At 73.3% G+C, this 17,365-nt stretch carries 14 protein-coding genes; all 14 read left to right on the forward strand.

The window, feature by feature from the left end:
* The first annotated feature begins 1 nt into the window (after window position 1).
* From ACFYUS_RS24920 to ACFYUS_RS24985, 14 genes are read left to right on the forward strand one after another with little or no spacing between them, the layout of a single operon-like run.
* Window positions 2-2,182: a bi-domain-containing oxidoreductase gene (locus ACFYUS_RS24920; protein WP_388856107.1), complete on the forward strand. Its 2,181-nt coding sequence runs from the start codon at window positions 2-4 to the stop codon at window positions 2,180-2,182.
* Window positions 2,179-4,176 (forward strand): alginate lyase family protein, encoded by a 1,998-nt coding sequence (locus ACFYUS_RS24925; RefSeq protein WP_388856110.1) that lies wholly within the window; start codon window positions 2,179-2,181, stop codon window positions 4,174-4,176. Before ACFYUS_RS24920 ends, ACFYUS_RS24925 begins: the two co-directional genes overlap by 4 nt.
* Before the next feature lie 8 nt (window positions 4,177-4,184).
* A complete protein-coding gene (locus ACFYUS_RS24930) occupies window positions 4,185-5,765 on the forward strand; it encodes a right-handed parallel beta-helix repeat-containing protein (RefSeq protein WP_388856112.1) in 1,581 nt (526 codons plus the stop codon).
* A 1-nt stretch (window position 5,766) separates the two neighbouring features.
* Window positions 5,767-7,059, forward strand: coding sequence for an O-antigen ligase domain-containing protein (locus tag ACFYUS_RS24935; protein ID WP_388856115.1), 1,293 nt, complete (start codon window positions 5,767-5,769; stop codon window positions 7,057-7,059).
* Between the two features lie 7 nt (window positions 7,060-7,066).
* Window positions 7,067-8,344, forward strand: a complete 1,278-nt coding sequence (locus ACFYUS_RS24940; RefSeq protein WP_388856117.1) for a glycosyltransferase — start codon at window positions 7,067-7,069, stop codon at window positions 8,342-8,344.
* On the forward strand, window positions 8,341-9,576 hold the full coding sequence (locus tag ACFYUS_RS24945; RefSeq protein ID WP_388856119.1) for a methyltransferase domain-containing protein: 1,236 nt from the start codon (window positions 8,341-8,343) through the stop codon (window positions 9,574-9,576). Before ACFYUS_RS24940 ends, ACFYUS_RS24945 begins: the two co-directional genes overlap by 4 nt.
* The gene (locus tag ACFYUS_RS24950) at window positions 9,573-10,367 is read left to right on the forward strand and encodes a glucose-1-phosphate cytidylyltransferase (RefSeq protein ID WP_388856122.1); all 795 of its coding nucleotides are present in this window, start codon (window positions 9,573-9,575) and stop codon (window positions 10,365-10,367) included. Before ACFYUS_RS24945 ends, ACFYUS_RS24950 begins: the two co-directional genes overlap by 4 nt.
* Complete coding sequence (locus tag ACFYUS_RS24955; protein WP_388856125.1) at window positions 10,364-11,029, forward strand: PIG-L deacetylase family protein; 666 nt, start codon at window positions 10,364-10,366, stop codon at window positions 11,027-11,029. The genes ACFYUS_RS24950 and ACFYUS_RS24955 overlap by 4 nt, the downstream gene beginning before the upstream one ends.
* A 3-nt stretch (window positions 11,030-11,032) precedes the next feature.
* Entirely contained in the window at window positions 11,033-12,058 is a 1,026-nt protein-coding gene (locus ACFYUS_RS24960) for an NAD-dependent epimerase/dehydratase family protein (RefSeq protein ID WP_388856128.1), read from the forward strand.
* Entirely contained in the window at window positions 12,046-13,335 is a 1,290-nt protein-coding gene (locus ACFYUS_RS24965; RefSeq protein ID WP_388856130.1) for a DUF4910 domain-containing protein, read from the forward strand. The genes ACFYUS_RS24960 and ACFYUS_RS24965 overlap by 13 nt, the downstream gene beginning before the upstream one ends.
* Before the next feature lie 5 nt (window positions 13,336-13,340).
* Entirely contained in the window at window positions 13,341-14,630 is a 1,290-nt protein-coding gene (locus tag ACFYUS_RS24970; protein ID WP_388856478.1) for a hypothetical protein, read from the forward strand.
* A complete protein-coding gene (locus ACFYUS_RS24975) occupies window positions 14,627-15,577 on the forward strand; it encodes a glycosyltransferase family 2 protein (protein WP_388856132.1) in 951 nt (316 codons plus the stop codon). Before ACFYUS_RS24970 ends, ACFYUS_RS24975 begins: the two co-directional genes overlap by 4 nt.
* Window positions 15,574-16,791 carry a polysaccharide pyruvyl transferase family protein gene (locus tag ACFYUS_RS24980; protein ID WP_388856135.1) on the forward strand — a complete coding sequence of 406 codons (1,218 nt, stop codon included), beginning with the start codon at window positions 15,574-15,576 and terminating at the stop codon, window positions 16,789-16,791. Before ACFYUS_RS24975 ends, ACFYUS_RS24980 begins: the two co-directional genes overlap by 4 nt.
* Complete coding sequence (locus tag ACFYUS_RS24985; RefSeq protein WP_388856137.1) at window positions 16,788-17,333, forward strand: dTDP-4-dehydrorhamnose 3,5-epimerase family protein; 546 nt, start codon at window positions 16,788-16,790, stop codon at window positions 17,331-17,333. Before ACFYUS_RS24980 ends, ACFYUS_RS24985 begins: the two co-directional genes overlap by 4 nt.
* Window positions 17,334-17,365: the final 32 nt, after the last annotated feature.

The following is a 17,365-nucleotide window of genomic DNA, read 5'->3' on the forward strand; positions in this document are numbered from 1 at the left end:
GGTGAAACAGGTTGTGCAGAACTACAAGAGTGGCGAGCTGGCGCTGCTTGACGTGCCGGTGCCGGGCTGCAAGCCGGGCGGTGTGCTGGTCCGCACCGCCTACTCGCTGATATCCACCGGGACCGAGCTCATGAAGGTGTCCGAGGCCGGCATGTCGATGGTGGGCAAGGCCCGCTCGCGTCCGGACCAGGTGGCCAAGGTCGTGCAGAGCGTGGCGACCAACGGGGTGCCCGCCACCTACCGCAAGGTGATGGGCAAGCTGGACTCGTACACGCCGCTCGGCTACTCGCTGTGCGGGGTGGTCGAGCAGGTCGGCGCCGGGATCGACGACGTGAAGGTCGGCGACCTCGTGGCCTGCGCCGGCAACGAGCACGCGCTGCACGCCGAGCTGAACTGGGTGCCGAAGAACCTGTACGCCCCGGTGCCGGACGGCCTCGCACCGCGGCACGCCGCCTTCGGGACCGTCGGGTCGATCGCCCTGCAGGGCGTCCGTCAGGGCGAGCCGCAGCTCGGCGAGGTGGCGCTGGTCATCGGCCTCGGGCTGATCGGGCAGCTGGTGGTGCAGCTGCTCACCGCCTCGGGGGTGCGGGTCGTCGGGGCCGACCCGGACCCGGCGCGCTGCGAGCTCGCCGAGCGTCTGGGCGCGGCGGCCTGCGGCGATCCCGCCTCGGCGGCCGTGGAGACCGCCGTCGCCGAGCTCACCGGCGGTCACGGCGTGGACCAGGTGTACCTGGCGGCCGGCGGGGGCAGCAACCAGCCCGTCGAGCTGGCCGCCCGGATGAGCCGGGACCGGGGCCGGGTCGTCGACATCGGCAAGTGCAGCCTGGACCTGCCGTGGAACGCGTACTACGAGAAGGAGCTCGACGTCCGGTTCTCCCGCAGTTACGGACCCGGGCGCTACGACCCGGAGTACGAGCTGGAGGGGCGGGACTATCCGATCGGCTACGTGCGCTGGACGGAGCGCCGCAATCTGGCGTGCTTCCTCGATCTCCTCGCCCGCGGCAGCGTCGACGTGGAGCCGCTGGTCTCCCACGTCGCCGACTTCGACGACGCCGTCGAGACGTACCGGTCACTGAAGGACGGCGAGTTGAAGGCCGTGGCCGTGCTCTTCCGGTACCCCGAGCACACGGGCGAGCCGGAGGCCGCGGCGGTGGCCGTGCCCGCGGTGCGGCGCGGCGAAGGGGCGTCCGCCCCGGTCCGGTCCGCGCGGAAGCCGGTGCGCCTCGCGTTCGTCGGCGCGGGCAACTACGCGACGTCGATGCTGCTGCCGCACCTGGCGGAGCGCGACGGCGTCGAGCTGTCCACGGTCGTCACCACGACGGCGCTGTCCGCGGCCAACGCGCAGCGGAAGTTCGGCTTCGCGCGGGCGACCACGGATCTCGACGCGGTGCTCGGCGACCCGTCCGTCGACGCGGTGTTCGTGGTCACCCGCCACAGCTCGCACGCCGAGCTGACCCGGAAGGCGCTGCACGCCGGCAAGGCGGTGTTCGTGGAGAAGCCGCTGGCGCTCACCGAGGACGAACTGGCCGGTGTGCTCGCCGCGGTGGAGAAGTCCGGCAACGACCGGCTGCAGGTGGGCTTCAACCGCCGCTTCGCGCCGCTGCTCCAGGAGGCCCGGAAGCAGTTCGGCGCCCGGACCGGACCGGCGAGCCTGCGCTATCTGGTCAACGCGGGCCGGCTGGACCACAACAGCTGGTACCTCCGGCAGGGCACCGAGGGCTCGCGGTTCGCGGGCGAGGGCGGGCACTTCATCGACACGGCGAGCTGGCTGCTCGGGGCCGACCCGGTCTCGGTGTACGCGGTCGCCACGCCCGGCAACGAGGACCTCCAGGTCGTCCTGCGGTACGAGGACGGGTCCACGGCCACCATCAGCTACGTCACCACCGGCGCGTCCGGCTTCCCCAAGGAGACGCTGGACCTCGTCGCGGACGGCAAGGTGCTGCGGCTCGACGACTTCGTCCGGGCCTCGGTGTACGGGCGGAAGAAGTGGGTCAGTTCGCGGCTGCCCAAGGCCCGGGACAAGGGCCAGTCCGCCGAGCTGGCCTCGTTCGTCAGGGCCGTGCGGACCGGCGGGCCGATGCCGGTGCCGCTGGAGTCGCTCGTCGCCACCACGGCGGCGACCCTCGCCGTGCAGGCGGGCCTGGCCGGCGGCGCGCCGGTGACGCTGGCGAGGTCGCGATGACGGTGAGCGCGGGGAGTCCGGGCTGGTACCTGCGGCGGCTGTCCCGGATGGGGCCGTCGGAGGTCGGCGGCCGGGCGGTCGACGTGCTGCGGAGGCGCCGGTGGCGCTCCGCGCCGCCGGACGGTCCGGCCGTGACCGGCGCCCGGTTCACCGCCGTGCTGCCCGCCGGGACGATCGCCGCGGTGCCCTCGGACGCGGCGAAGCGCCTGCTCGCCGAGGCGGACCGGCTGATGGCCGGGCACGCCGAGTTCTTCGGGGTGGAGCGGAACGACATGGCCGCCCCGGACTGGTGGTGCGACCCGAAGACCGGGCGCCGGGCTCCGTCGGGGTACGCCTTCGACGTGCCGTACCGGGACGAGGACGCGGTCGGGGACATCAAGCAGATCTGGGAGCCGTCCCGGCACCAGTACCTCACCGTGCTCGCCGCCGCCTACGCGGTCAGCGGGGACGAGCGGTACGCCGAGCGGGTGGCCGAGCACCTGCGGTCGTGGTGGGCGGCCAACCCGCCGCTGCGCGGGGTGCACTGGATCAGCGGCATCGAGCTGGGGATCCGGCTGGTCTCCTGGGTGTGGATCCGCCGGCTGCTCGACGGCTGGCCGGGCGCGACCGGGCTGTTCGAGGGCAATCCGGTGGCGCTGCGGCAGATCTGGCACCACCAGCGCTGGCTGGCGGCCTTCCCCAGCCGGGGTTCCTCGGCGAACAACCACGTCGTCGCGGAGGCCGCCGGGCAGTTCGCCGCGTCCTGCGCCTTCGGCTGGTTCCCCTCCTCGGCGCGCTGGCGGGCCGGCGCGCTGCGCTCCCTCGAGCGGCATCTGCGGAGCAACACCTTCCACTCCGGTCTGAACCGGGAGCTGGCCACCGAGTACCACGGGCTCGTCCTCGAACTCGGCCTGGCCGCGCTGGCCGAGGCGGACGCCGCCGGCGTGCCGGTCCCCGCGACGGTCCGGCTGGTACTGCTGCGGATGACCGACGCGCTCGCGGCCGTCGTGGACAACCGGCTGCGGCCGCCGCGCCAGGGCGACGCGGACGACGGGCACGGTCTGGTCGTGGACGGCGCGGGCACCGACCGCTGGGGCTCGCTGCTCGCCACCGGGGACGCCGTGTTCGGCCGGCTGGACTGGTGGCCCGAGGTGACCGGCACCGATGTGCGCACCCCGCTGCTCGCCTCGCTCGTCCGTCCGTACGCGAAGAAGGGGACCGTACCGGCCGTGTCCCGCCCGGCGCGCCGGCCGGCCCATTTCGCGGACGCGGGCATGACCATCCTGCGCGGTCCGGGGGAGATCTGGTGCCGTTGCGACGGCGGGCCGCACGGGTTCCTGTCCATCGCCGCGCACGCCCACGCCGACGCGCTGTCCGTGGAGGTCCGGCACGACGGGGTCGACGTGCTCGCCGACCCGGGGACGTTCTGCTACCACGGGCAGCCCGAGTGGCGGCGGTACTTCCGGTCGACGCTCGGTCACAACACCCTGGAGTGGGACGGCGAGGACCAGTCCGTCTCCGGCGGCCCGTTCCTGTGGACCCGGCATGCCCGCACCCGCGTCCTGGTCGCCGACGCCTCCGGCGAGGGCGTGGCCCGCTGGTGCGCCGAGCACGACGGCTATCAGCCGTTGGCGCACCGCCGCCGGGTGGAGCTGACCGCCGCGAGCCGGGAGCTGCGCGTGGTCGACGAGGTCCACGGGGACCGCGGGACCGTGCGTCTGGCGTTCCACCTGGGCCCGACGATCGTCGCGGAGCTGGTGGGGAACCGTGCCGAGCTCACCTGGACCCGGGACGGCGAGGACCGCTCGGCGGTGCTCGACCTGCCCGGGGAGCTGACCTGGCGGGCGCACCGCGGCGAGACCGAGCCTTCCCCAAGCTCTTCGAGCAGGGGATACCCCATGCTGGGCTGGTACTCCCCCGGCTTCGGGCGCAAGGAACCCGCCACCACGCTGGTCGGCACCGGCTTCGCCGACGGCGCCGCGGGGTTCACCACCGTCCTCCGGTTCCACGGCTAGGGGGGCGGGTGGGGTTCGAGAGGCTGCACTGGGCGCGGGCGGCGGCACCGCTGGCGCTGGCCCTGTCCGTGGTGACCGGCTGCGCGGGCACGCCGGACACCGGGGCGAAGCCGACGGCCGGGGCGCGGCCGGCCGCTGGGGCGAACCCGACGGCCGGGGCCGAGCCGGGCGCGACCGGTACGGCGTCGCCGGCCGTGGCCGGGGTGTGCGCCGGGCCGGCGGCCGGGCCGGCGCAGGCGCCTGCGGGTGCCGTGACGGTCGACCCCTCCGTGGTCGGTGACCTGGCCGCGAAGACCGAGGAGAACCCCCCGGGGACCACGTTCTGGCTGCGCCCGGGCAGGCACACGCTCGAACCCGGCCCCTACGACCAGGTCGTCCCCAAGGAGGGCGACCGCTACCTCGGCGCGCCGGGCGCGGTGCTCGACGGCCGGAGGACCAACCAGTACGCGTTCGGCGGCACCGCCCGCGACGTCACCATCGGCCATCTGACCGTGCAGGGGTTCGTCGCGCCGCACGACGAGGGCGTGGTCAATCACGACATGGCCGACGGGTGGGTGATCGAGCACGCGACGATCCAGGACAACTCCGGTGGCGGGCTGATGGCGGGGGCCCGTCAGCAGCTCCGTGCCAGCTGTCTGCGCCGCAACGGGCAGTACGGCATGAACGCGTACAAGACCGGTGACTCCCTCCGCGGCCTGGTGGTCGAGGGCAACGAGGTCGTGGGCAACAACACCGACGACTGGGAGCGGCGGGAGCCCGGCTGCGGCTGCTCCGGAGGCATCAAGTTCTGGGCGGTGAACGGTGCCGACGTCCGCGGCAACTGGGTGCACGACAACCGCGGGGCCGGACTGTGGGCGGACACGAACAACAACGACTTCCGCATCGAGGACAACATCATCGAGGGCAATGACGGTGCCGCGCTGATCTACGAGACCAGCTACAACGCGGTCGTCCGGAACAACACGATCCGGCGGAACAACTGGGTCGAGGGCCGCAAGGCCGCCGCCGATGGCGACGACTTCCCGTACGCGACCGTCTACGTGTCCGAGTCCGGTGGCGAGCCGCGGGTCCCGGCCCGGACGGACAGGATCGAAATCTACGGGAACGTGCTTGAGGACAACTGGAACGGGATCACCCTGTGGGAGGACGCCAACCGGTTCTGCAACAGTCCGTCCAACACCTCGACCGACTACTGCACCTTGCTGGTGAAGGACACCCGCCGCTGCGCACGGCCGGCGATCGCCACCGCACCGCTCTACGCCGACTGCCGGTGGAAGACCCAGCGGGTGGACATCCACGACAACCGCTTCGTCCTCGACGCCTCCGTCCCCGCGTGCGCGGCGGAGTGCGGCCGCATGGCGGTCCTCTCCGACCGGGGCACCTCTCCGGACTGGTCCCCGTACCTGGGCGGGCAGGTGGCCGAGGCCATCACCCACCGGCAGGACAACCGCTGGCACGACAACGCCTACAGCGGACCGTGGAGCTTCGTCGCCGGCGACACGAGCGGGAAGCTCGACTCCGGGCACTGGCAGGGCACGCCGTACCGGCAGGACGCGGGCAGCACCTTCGGCCCCCGGGCCGGTGGTTGAGATGAGCGAGGACCTGAGGAGCACGGCGCTGCCGGGCGGACCGGACACGGCGGGCGCGGAGCCCGGCGCCGCACCGCGCCCCGGCGGCACGCCGAAGGCCGTCGGGATCGCCTGGGCGCTGCTCGGCCTCAACACGCTCGGCTCCGCGGGGGCGAAGACCGTCTTCCCGCTGCCCCGCTCCCTCATCCAGATGGCCACCATGGGCGCGCTGGTCGCCGCGTTCCTGCTGGCGCTCGCGCTGAACCTGCGGCTGCGGATCCGGCCCAGCGCCTTCGTGTTCCTGCTGACCCTGCTGCTGGTGCCGAGCCTGATCGCCAGCGTGCAGCTGGAGGTCGGGTTCGGCGCGCTGTTCCGCTGCGGCCGGCTGGCCGTCTTCGTGGCCACGCTGTGGCTGCTCAGCCGCTGGTGGGACGGCAGCCTGACGTTCGTCCGCCACCACATCCGGTGGTACTTCGCGGTGCTCGTGCTCGTGGCCGCCGGCCTGGCCGTCTCACCGGGCACGGCCATGCCCGAGTACTACGGCGGACGCCTCGTCGGCGCCCTGTGGCCGCTCACCCCGCCGCAGATCGGCCAGTACTCCGCGGTGGTCATCGGGCTCACCGTGCTGCTCGCGCTGGGGCGCCGGATCACCGGGTTCAGCGCGGTGGTGGTCATCGTGCCGTCGTTCGTCCTGCTCGCGATGACCCATACCCGGACGGCCACGCTCGGCCTGGTCATCGGACTGGTGCTGGCGATCGGCTCGCTCGTCCTGACCAGTGCCGCCGCCCGCCGGTTCTTCGCCTGGGCGGTGCTGTGCGCCTCGGTGGCCGCGGTGGCGTTCAGCTCCGCGCTGCGGACCTGGTTCCTGCGCGGGCAGAGCCAGGAGAACTTCTCCAACCTCACCGGTCGGGCCAAGGTGTGGGACGCCCTGCTCGGAGCGCCCCGGACGACCGGCGAGAAGGTGTTCGGCACGGGCCTGGGCGACAAGTCCTTCGACGGGCTGCCCATCGACAACAGCTGGCTGGCCGTCTACGACGAGCAGGGGCTGATGGGCGTCACCATCGTGGCGGCGATGATCCTCGTGATCGGCGGCGTCGCCCTGCTGCGGCCGCCGTCGCTGCCGAGGGCCTGCGCGATCTTCCTGATCAGCTACTGCGGGCTCTCCTCGTACACCGAGGTCGGTCTCGGCGACGCCTCGGCGTATCTGCTGCACCTGGCCCTGGCCGCCTCGCTGCTCGCGGCCCCCGCCGCGAGCACGCCACTGCCGACGGTCGAGATCCCTCGACGACGTATCCCGCGATGGGCCCGGAGGTGACCCGAGCATGCACATCCTCGTAGTGCACAACCGCTACTCCTCGGCGCAGCCGAGCGGGGAGAACCGAGTCGTCGACGAAGAGGTGGGGCTGCTGCGCGCGGCCGGCCACCGGGTCGACCTCTTCGAGCGGCGCAGCGACGACATCGCCGCCCGGTCCCTGCTCGGCAAGGTCGCGGTGCCGCTGCTCGTGCCGTGGAACCCGGGGGTCCGTACGGAGCTCGCCGCCCGGCTCCGCGCCGAGCGGCCGGACGTGGTGCACGTCCACAACGTCTTCCCGCTCCTGTCGCCGGCGGTGCTCGCCGCCTGCGCCGACGCCGGAGTGCCGGTCGTCGCCTCGCTGCACAACTACACCCAGATCTGCCCGCCCGGCACGCTGCACCGGGACGGTCGGCAGTGCACCGACTGCGTCGGGTCGACGGCGTCGCTGCCCGCCGTCCGGCACGGCTGCTACCGCGGCTCCCGGCTCGCGACGGTGCCGCTCGCGGTCAGCCTGTCGGTCAACCGGCGGCGCTGGTGGTCGGGGGTGGAGCGGTTCTTCTGCATCACCGAGGCGCAGCGCGACATCCTCGTGCGGTCCGGCATGCCGGCCGAACGCCTCACGGTGAAGCACAACTTCGTGCCCGACCCGGGTGTCGTCCGCGAGGGCCCCGGCGAGCAGGTGCTCTTCCTCGGGCGGCTCACCGAGGCCAAGGGCGTACGGCTGCTCATGGCCGCGTGGGACGAGCTCGCCGCGGACGGCGGTGCGGGCGTGCCGCTCGTCCTCGCCGGCGCGGGGCCGCTGGAGCCGGAGGTGACCGCCTGGGCGGCGGGCCGCGACGACGTGCGGTACGCCGGTCTGCTGGACCCGGAGGAGTGCCGGCGGGCGGTCGCGCGGTCGGTCGCCGTGGTGGCCCCCTCGATGACCCTGGAGACCTTCGGCCTGGTGGTCGCGGAGGCGATGGCGGCCGGGGTCCCGGCCGTCGCCGCGGGTCACGGCGGCTATGTCGAGCTCGTCGAGGAGGGGGTGACCGGGCTGCTGCACGAGCCGGGCGACGCCGCCTCGCTCGCGTCCCGTCTGCGCCGGATCACGACCGATCCGGCCGGCAACCGGGAGATGGGGACGGCGGCCCGGCGCCGTTACGAGCAGGGGTTCGGTCCGGCCGTCGGACTGAAGCGCCTGGAGGAGGGGTACCGCTCCGCGATCGCGGGTCGGGCCGGCGGCGGGAACAGCGCGCCGCCGTCAGAGAACGAAGAAGCCGGCTCGGCGCGGAACACCCGCGCGGGCGGAAATGGGGGCAGAAGATGACACGATGCCGACTCTGCGGCTCGGCGGCGCTGGGGAGCGTCGTCGACCTGGGGGCGACCCCGCCGTGCGAGAGCTTCCTCGCGGCGGAGCAACTGGACCTGCCGGAGGCGACGTACCCGCTGCACCTGCGGGTCTGCACGGACTGCTGGCTCGCGCAGATCCCGCCGCTGATCACGCCGGAGGAGACGTTCAAGGAGTACGCGTACTTCTCCTCGTACTCGACCTCCTGGGTGGAGCACGCGCGCGCGTTCGTCGACGGTGCCGTGCGGAAGGTGGGCCTCGGCCCGGACGCCTTCGTGGTGGAGGTCGCGAGCAACGACGGCTATCTGCTCAGGCACGTGGTCGAGCGGGGGATCCGCTGCCTCGGCATCGAGCCGTCGGTGAACGTCGGTGCCGCGGCCCGGGAGGCGGGCGTGCCCACGCTCACGGAGTTCCTGAGCCCGGACACCGGTGCGGCCGTCCGCGCCGAGCACGGCCCGGCGGACCTGGTCGTCGCCAACAACGTGTACGCGCACATCCCCGACGTGGTCGGCTTCACCCAGGGGCTGCGCGCCCTGGTCGCCGACGACGGCTGGGTCTCCATCGAGGTGCAGCACCTGCTGACCCTGATCGAGGAGAACCAGTACGACACGATCTACCACGAGCACTTCCAGTACTACACGGTCGCGTCCGCGGCCCGGGCGCTCGCGAGCGGCGGACTCACCCTCGTGGACGTCGAACTGCTGCCCACGCACGGCGGCTCGATCCGGCTGTGGGCCCGGCCCGCGGAGGCGGCCGGGGAGCCGTCCCGCCGGGTGGCCGAGGTGCTGGACCGGGAGAAGGCCGCCGGGCTCCAGGAGCTGTCCGGGTACACGGAGTTCTCCGACCGGGTGGCCACGGTGCGCCGGGACCTCCTGCGGTTCCTGATCGAGGCGGCCGAGCGCGGCGAGACGGTCGTCGGCTACGGCGCCCCGGGCAAGGGCAACACCCTGCTCAACCACTGCGGCATCCGGCCCGACCTGCTCGCGTACACGGTCGACCGGAACCCCTACAAGCACGGCAGGTTCACCCCGGGCACCCGGATCCCGATCCTGCCGCCCGAGCGGATCGCCGCCGACAGGCCCGACTACGTCCTCGTCCTCCCGTGGAACCTGCGGGCCGAGCTGGTCGAGCAGCTGTCCTTCGTGCACGAGTGGGGCGGCCGGCTCGTCTTCCCCATCCCGGAACTGAGCATTGTCGAGGTGAAGGCATGAAGGTCGTCCTGTTCTGCGGCGGTTACGGGATGCGGATGCGCAACGGCACCGCGGACGACGTGCCCAAGCCCATGGCGATGGTCGGCCCGCGACCGCTGATCTGGCACGTCATGCGCTACTACGCGCACTACGGGCACAAGGAGTTCGTCCTGTGCCTCGGGTACGGGGCGCACCACATCAAGGAGTTCTTCCTCAACTACGAGGAGACGACGTCCAACGACTTCGTGCTGCGGGGCGGGAAGACCGAGCTGCTGTCCACCGACATAGCCGACTGGACGATCACGTTCGCGCAGACCGGCATCGAGTCGCCGATCGGGGAGCGGCTGCGCCGGGTGCGGCACCACCTGGACGGCGACGAGATGTTCCTCGCCAACTACGCCGACGTGCTCACCGACGCCCCGCTGCCGGAGATGATCGACCGGTTCTCCCGGCGCGACGCCGGCGCGTCGATGATGGTGGTGCCGCCGCAGTCCTCCTTCCACTGCGTGGAGCTGGGCGAGGACGGCCTGGTGGGGGGCATCACCGCGGTGAGCGACATGCCGCTGTGGGAGAACGGCGGCTACTTCGTGCTCCGCCAAGAGGTCTTCGACCACATACCGGAGAACGGGGACCTGGTCGCCGACGGCTGCGCCGGTCTCGCCAAGCAGGGCCGGCTGGTGGCGCACCAGCACCGCGGTTTCTGGAAGCCGACCGACACGGTGAAGGAACGGGCCGCGCTCGACGAGGCCTACACCCGGGGCGAGCGTCCGTGGGCCGTGTGGGAGCGGGACGACGCCGGAGCGCGGGCGTGATCGGCCTCGGGGCCGGGCGGCCCCTGGAGCGGATCGTCGCGGTGGGCGCGCACTGCGACGACATCGCCATCGGCGCCGGCGGCACGCTCCTGACGATGTGCCTCGCGCGGCCGGGCCTCCGTGTCGACGCGCTGGTGCTCTCCGGCGGCGGCAGCGAGCGGGAGGACGAGGAGCGGGCCGCGCTCGCCGCCTTCTGCCCGGGCGCCGACCTGCGGCTGACCGTGCTCAAGCTGCCGGACGGCCGGATGCCCGCGCACTGGGAGGAGGCGAAGGCGGCGGTCGAGGAGCTGCGCGAGCGGACCGAGCCGGATCTGGTGCTCGCGCCGCGCACCGAGGACGCGCACCAGGACCACCGCGGTCTGGCACGGCTGATGACCACCGCCTTCCGCGACCACCTCGTGCTCGGCTACGAGATCGTCAAGTGGGACGGCGATCTGGGCCGTCTTCCGGCGTACCAGCCGCTGTCGCCGGAGACCGCCGAAATGAAGGTGCGGCTGTTGCAGGAGCACTACGCCTCGCAGCGGCACCGGCCCTGGTACGACCGGGAGGCCTTCCTCGGCCTCGCCCGGATTCGCGGCATCGAATGCCACGCCCGTTACGCCGAGGCGTTCGCCGTCGCCAAACTCACGCTCGATCTCGGCACTTTCGATCTGGGGGAATGAACCTTGCGCGTACTGCTGACCGGACACCAGGGCTACCTGGGCACCGTGATGGCCCCGGTCCTCACGGCCGCCGGACACGAAGTCGTCGGCCTCGACTCCGGCCTGTTCGCCGACTGCGTCCTCGGTCCGCGGCCCGCTGACCCGTCCGGGCACCGGGTGGACCTGCGTGACGTCACGGCCGAGCACGTGGCCGGGGTGGACGCCGTGATCCACCTGGCCGCGCTGTCCAACGACCCGCTGGGATCGCTGGCGCCGGACCTCACGTACGACATCAACCACCACGCGTCCGTACGGCTGGCCCGGCTGGCCCGCGAGGCCGGGGTGAAGCGTTTCCTGTACGCGTCGACCTGCTCCGTCTACGGCGCCGCCGGCGGCGACGACCTGGTCGGCGAGGACGCCCCGCTGCGCCCGGTGACGCCGTACGCGGAGTCCAAGGTGCGGGTGGAGGACGATCTGCACGCGCTGGCCGACGAGGACTTCACCCCGGTGTACATGCGCAACGCCACCGCGTTCGGCTACTCGCCCCGGCTGCGCGCCGACATCGTGCTGAACAACCTGGTGGGCCACGCGCTGCTGTCCGGCGAGGTCCTCGTGCTCTCCGACGGCACCCCCTGGCGGCCGCTGGTGCACGCCGCCGACATCGCGCGGGCCTTCACGGCCGCGCTGGAGGCGCCCCGGGAGGCCGTGCACGACCGGGCGTTCAACATCGGCAGCGAGAGCAACAACGTCACGGTCGCCGAGATCGCCGAGCAGGTCGCCGAGGCGGTGTCCGGCGCGAAGGTGCGGATCACCGGGGAGAACGGCGCCGACCCGCGTTCGTACCGGGTGGACTTCTCCCGGTTCCGCGCGGCGATCCCCGGCTTCGACTGCGAGTGGTCGGTGGAGCGGGGCGCGCTCGAACTCGCCGGGGCCTACCGGGAGCACGGGCTGACCCAGGAGGACTTCGAGCGGCGCTTCACCCGTCTCGCCGTGCTGCGCGCGGCGTCCGAGGCCGGCACCGTCGACGACACCCTGCGGTGGCGCCGATGACCGCGGCCGCTCTCGGCGAGGAGATGCACGCGCTGGTGGAGCGGATGTACCCGCTGTGCCGGAGCATCACCGGCGACGGGGTGCGCGCCACCCTGGACATCGTCGGCGAGTACGTCCCGCTGACGGTGCACGAGGTGCCGACGGGGACGCAGGTGCTCGACTGGACGGTGCCGCAGGAGTGGAACATCCGGGACGCGTACGTCGCCGACGACACGGGCAGGCGGGTCGTCGACTTCGCCGCGTCCAGCCTGCACGTGCTCGGCTACAGCGTGCCGGTGTCGCGGACCATGCCGCTGGCCGAGCTGCGCGAGCACCTGCACACCCTGCCCGAGCACCCGGGCTGGGTGCCGTACCGCACCAGCTACTACACGCCGGAATGGGGGTTCTGCCTGGCCCAGGAGACCCTGGACGCGCTGCCGGACGGCGAGTACGAGGTGCGCATCGACTCCACCCTGGAGGACGGCCACCTCACCTACGCCGAGCACGTGGTCCCCGGGCAGGTCGCCGACGAGGTGATCGTCTCCTGCCACGTCTGCCACCCGTCGCTGGCCAACGACAACCTGGCCGGCGTCGCGGTGGCGGTGTTCCTGGCCCGGGCGCTGGCGGAGACGACGCCGTACTACACGTACCGGTTCGTCTTCGCGCCCGGGACCATCGGGGCGATCACCTGGCTGGCCCGCAACGCGGAGCGGATCGAGCAGGTCAAGCACGGCCTGGTGCTGGCCTGCGCCGGGGACCCGGGGCAGCTGACGTACAAGCGGAGCAGGCGCGGTGACGCGGAGATCGACCGGGTGATGCGGCATGTGCTGACCACCTCCGAACGCCCGCACCGCGTCGCCGAGTTCACGCCGTACGGATACGACGAGCGGCAGTACTGCTCGCCCGGGTTCGACCTCGGCGTGGGCTCGCTCAGCCGGACCCCGTACGCCGGCTACCCCGAGTACCACACCTCGGCGGACAACCCGGACTTCGTCTCCCCGGAGGCGATGGCGGACACGCTCGCCGTCTGCCGCGCGGCGTTCGCGGTGCTCGACCGCAACCGGCGGTACGTCAACCTCAGCCCGTACGGCGAACCACAGCTGGGCAGGCGGGGGTTGTACGAATCGCTCGGCGGCCGCAGCGACGCGAAGGAGGCCCAGATGGCCATGCTCTGGGTGCTCAGCATGTCCGACGGCGAGCACAGCCTGCTGGACGTGGCCGAGCGGTCCGGGCTGCCGTTCGACACCGTCGTCGTCGCGGCGGACGCCCTGGGCGCCGCCGAGCTGATCAAGGCATGACACCGATGACCACCGAGGAGGAGAAGACGACGGCACCGGCCGGGTCCGCCCGCCGGGCCGTCGTCGGCCGCCTGTCCTGGGGACTGGCCGACCAGGCGGCCTCCAGCATGAGCAACTTCGCGGTGGGCGTCTATGTGGCGCGCTCGCTGGGGCCGACCGCGTTCGGCGTGTTCAGCCTGGCCTGGGTGACGTACGGCGTGGTGCTCGGCGCCTCCCGCGGGCTGGCCACCGACCCGCTGGTGGTGCGGTTCAGCGCCGTGCCGGAGGCGTCCTGGCGCGCGGCGGTGGCCCGGTCGTCGGGCGCCGCGCTCGGCCTCGGCGCCGCCGTCGGCGCGGTGTGCCTGCTGGTCGGGCTCGCCCTCGGTGGCAACGTGGGGCCGGCGTTCGCCTGCCTGGGCGTCGTCCTGCCGGGGCTGCTGCTCCAGGACGCCTGGCGGTTCGCCTTCTTCGCGGCCGGCGCCGGGAAGAAGGCGTTCCTCAACGACCTGGTGTGGGGCGTCGCGCTCGTCCCCGCCATGGTCGTGGCGGCGCGCGTGGGCAGCGTGGCCGCCTTCGTGCTCGCCTGGGGCGGGTCCGCGGCGGTCGCCGCGGGCTACGGCTCCCTCCAGTCCGGCATCCGGCCCCGCCTCGCGCAGGCCCGCGGGTGGCTCCGCGAGCAGCGCGACCTCGGCTACCGGTACCTCGTCGAGAACAGCAGCCTCAGCGGCGCGGGCCAGCTGCGGGCGTACGGACTCGGCGCGATCGCCGGCGTCGGCGCGGTGGGGGCGGTCCGGGGCGCGGAACTCCTGCAAGGCCCGTTCCTCGCCCTGCTCATGGGCCTGTCCCTCGTCACCGTCGCCGAGGCGGCCCGGGTGCTGCGGCGGGCCCCGGACCGGCTCGGCCGGTTCTGTCTGCTGCTCGGCGGCGGGCAGGCCGTCGCCGCGCTGCTCTGGGGCGCGGCGCTGCTCCTCCTGCCGGACCGGCTCGGCGAGCTCGTGCTCGGCGGCGTCTGGCACGCCGCCTCGGAGCTCATCGTGCCGGCCACGCTCAGTGTCGCGGGCGCCGGCCTCGGCACCGGCGCGGCGGCCGGGCTGCGTGCGCTCGGCGCGGCCCGGCGCAGCCTGCGCGCCCAGCTGTTCGCCTCCGTCTGCTACGCCGGCGGCGGGCTCGGCGGGGCGGCCGTGGCCGGCACGGTCGGCTCGGCCTGGGGCGTCGCCGCCGCGACCGTCGGCAGCTCGGCCGTGTGGTGGCTGCACCTGCGCGCCGGCCGGCGCGAGCACCACGTGAACTCGATCCCCGAAGTGAGGACCTCATGACCGCCCGACCCAGGCTGACCATCGGCCTGCCCGTGTACAACGGCGAGGAGTACCTCGCCGAATCGCTCGACGCCCTGCTCGGCCAGACCTACGGGGACTTCGAGCTGGTCGTCTCCGACAACGCCTCGACCGACGGGACCCAGGACGTCTGCCGCGCGTACGCGGAGAAGGACACGCGCATCCGGTACATCCGGCTGCCGCGGAACGTCGGCGCGACGCCGAACCACAACCGGGTGTTCGCCGAGTGCCGCACCGAGCTGTTCAAGTGGGCCTCGCACGACGACCTGTACGCCCGGGACCTGCTGAAGCGCTGCGTGGAGGCGCTCGACGAGCGGCCGGACGTGATCCTCGCCCATGCCGACCAGGCGGTCATCGACGAGGACGGCCAGGTGAAGGTCCCGTACGAGTACACGCTCGCCACCGGCTCCCCGAAGGCGCCGGTGCGTTTCCGCAGCATGCTGTTCGAGCCGGGCGGCGACGACTTCTACGGGGTGATGCGGGCCGATGTGCTGCGCCGGGTGAAGCCGCTCGACAGCTACCACCACGCGGACCGCACGTTCGTCTCCGAGATCGGCCTGCACGGGCCCTTCCACCAGGTGCCGGAGCTGCTGTACTTCCGCCGCGACCACCCCACCCGCGCCGAGCGGGCCAACCCCTCCAAGCGCTCCCGGTGCGTCAACCTGGATCCGCGCCGGGCCGGTCTGCTGCACCCGACGCCCCGGCTGCTCGCCGAGTACGTCTGGGGTTTCGTCTCGGCGATCCAGCGGGCGCCGCTGTCCGCGGCCGACCGGCGCGCCTGCTACCGCCACCTGTCCGAGTGGGCGACCAGCCGGGCCCGTCCGGGCGGCGCCGGCGAGCGGGTCGAGGACCGGGCACCGGTCGACCCGGCGCTGCTCGGCGTCTCGGTCGACGAGCTGGTGGCGGGGCGTGAAGGAAGGCGGTCATGACTCCGGTACGCGTAGGGGTCTTCGGCCTGCTCGGCTCCGGCAACCTCGGCAACGACGGCTCGCTCGAAGCCGTGCTCGGCTACCTCCGCGGCCGGCACCCGGAGGCGGTCGTGGACGCGCTGTGCGGCGGCCCCGAGGTCGTCGCGGGCCGGTTCGGGATCCCCGCCACGCGGCTGCACTGGTACCGCGGGGAGTACCGGACCGCGTCCCGCGCGGGCGCGATCGCGGGGAAGGGCCTGGGCAAGATCGTCGACGCCTTCCGCACCGCCGCCTGGGTGCGCCGGCACGACGTGGTGATCGTGCCGGGCATGGGCGTCCTGGAGGCCACGCTGCCGCTGCGGCCGTGGGGCTTCCCGTACGCGCTGTTCCTGCTCTGCGCCTCCGGCCGGCTGCTCGGCGCCCGGGTCGCGCTGGTCGGCGTCGGCGCCGCCCCGATCGGCAACCGGTCGACCCGGGCCCTGGTGCGCTGGTCGGCGCGGCTCGCCGCGTACCGCTCCTACCGGGACGCCCCGTCCCGCGACGCGATGCGGGCGATGGGCGTGGACACCCGGCGCGACGAGGTCCACCCGGACCTCGCGTTCTCCCTGCCGGCACCGCCGCCGGGCGTGCCCTCGGATCCGCCGGGCCCGGTCGGCGTCGGCGTCATGGCCTTCCACGGCGGCGACGACGACCGGGCGCGGGCCGAGGAGATCCACCGGCGGTACCTCGAAGGGAAGATCCGCTTCGTCCGCGCGCTGGTCGAGGACGGCAGGCCGGTCCGGCTGCTCACCGGCGACGCGGTCGACGCCCCGGTGGTCGCCGCGATCCTCGACGCGGTGGACTCGCCGCTGGTCACCGCCGCCGAGACGGCCTCGCTGGCCGACCTGATGAAGGAGATGGCGGCGGTCGACACGGTGGTGGCGACCCGCTACCACAACCTGATCTGCGCGCTGAAGGTCGGCACACCGACGCTCGCGGTCGGCTACGCCGTGAAGAGCGACGCGCTGATGGCGCAGATGGGCCTCGCCGAGTACTGCCATCCGGCCCGCGAGGTCGACGCGGACCGGCTGCTCGAACAGTTCCGGGCGCTGGAGCGGCGCTCGGCGGAGGTACGGCGGATCCTCGCCGAGCGGAACCGGGACGCCGCCCGTGACCTCGAACACCATTTCGCCGCCCTGACCGCGGCCCTGTTCCCGACCACCCGGCACAGCCGTGCCCGGCAGGAGACCCCGTGAAAGCGACCGCAGTTCCCCAGATCGCCGGCGCGTACCTGTTCGTGCCGACCCCGCACGTCGACGAACGCGGCTTCTTCTGCCGCACCTTCGACGCCGACGTGATCCGCTCGGTGGGCCTCGACCCGGACGCCTTCGTCCAGGACAGCGTGTCCCGCTCGGTCCGGGGCGTGCTGCGCGGGCTGCACCTGCGCTCGGGCGCCGGCGAGGCCAAGCTCGTGCGCTGCTCGTACGGGAGGGTCTTCGACGTCGTCGTCGACCTGCGGCCGGACTCGCCGACCTACCGCAACGTGGCCTCCTTCGAGCTGTCCGGCGAGACGCAGACGAGCCTGTACATCCCGGCGGGGTGCGCGCACGGCCATCAGGCGCTGACCGAGACCGCGGACGTCTCGTACCGGATCGACCGCCCGCACGATCCGGCCGAGGACGTGACGATCGCCTTCGACGATCCGGAGCTCGCCGTTCCCTGGCCGCTGCCGGCCACATCGATGACCCAGCGGGACCGGGAGGCGCCGAGCCTCGCCGAGGTCCTGAGCAAGACGTGAACCCGCCGCGGTCCCGAGGCGAGAAGAGAAGT

Source organism: Streptomyces sp. NPDC004284, assembly GCF_042874035.1.
Lineage (GTDB): Bacteria > Actinomycetota > Actinomycetes > Streptomycetales > Streptomycetaceae > Streptomyces.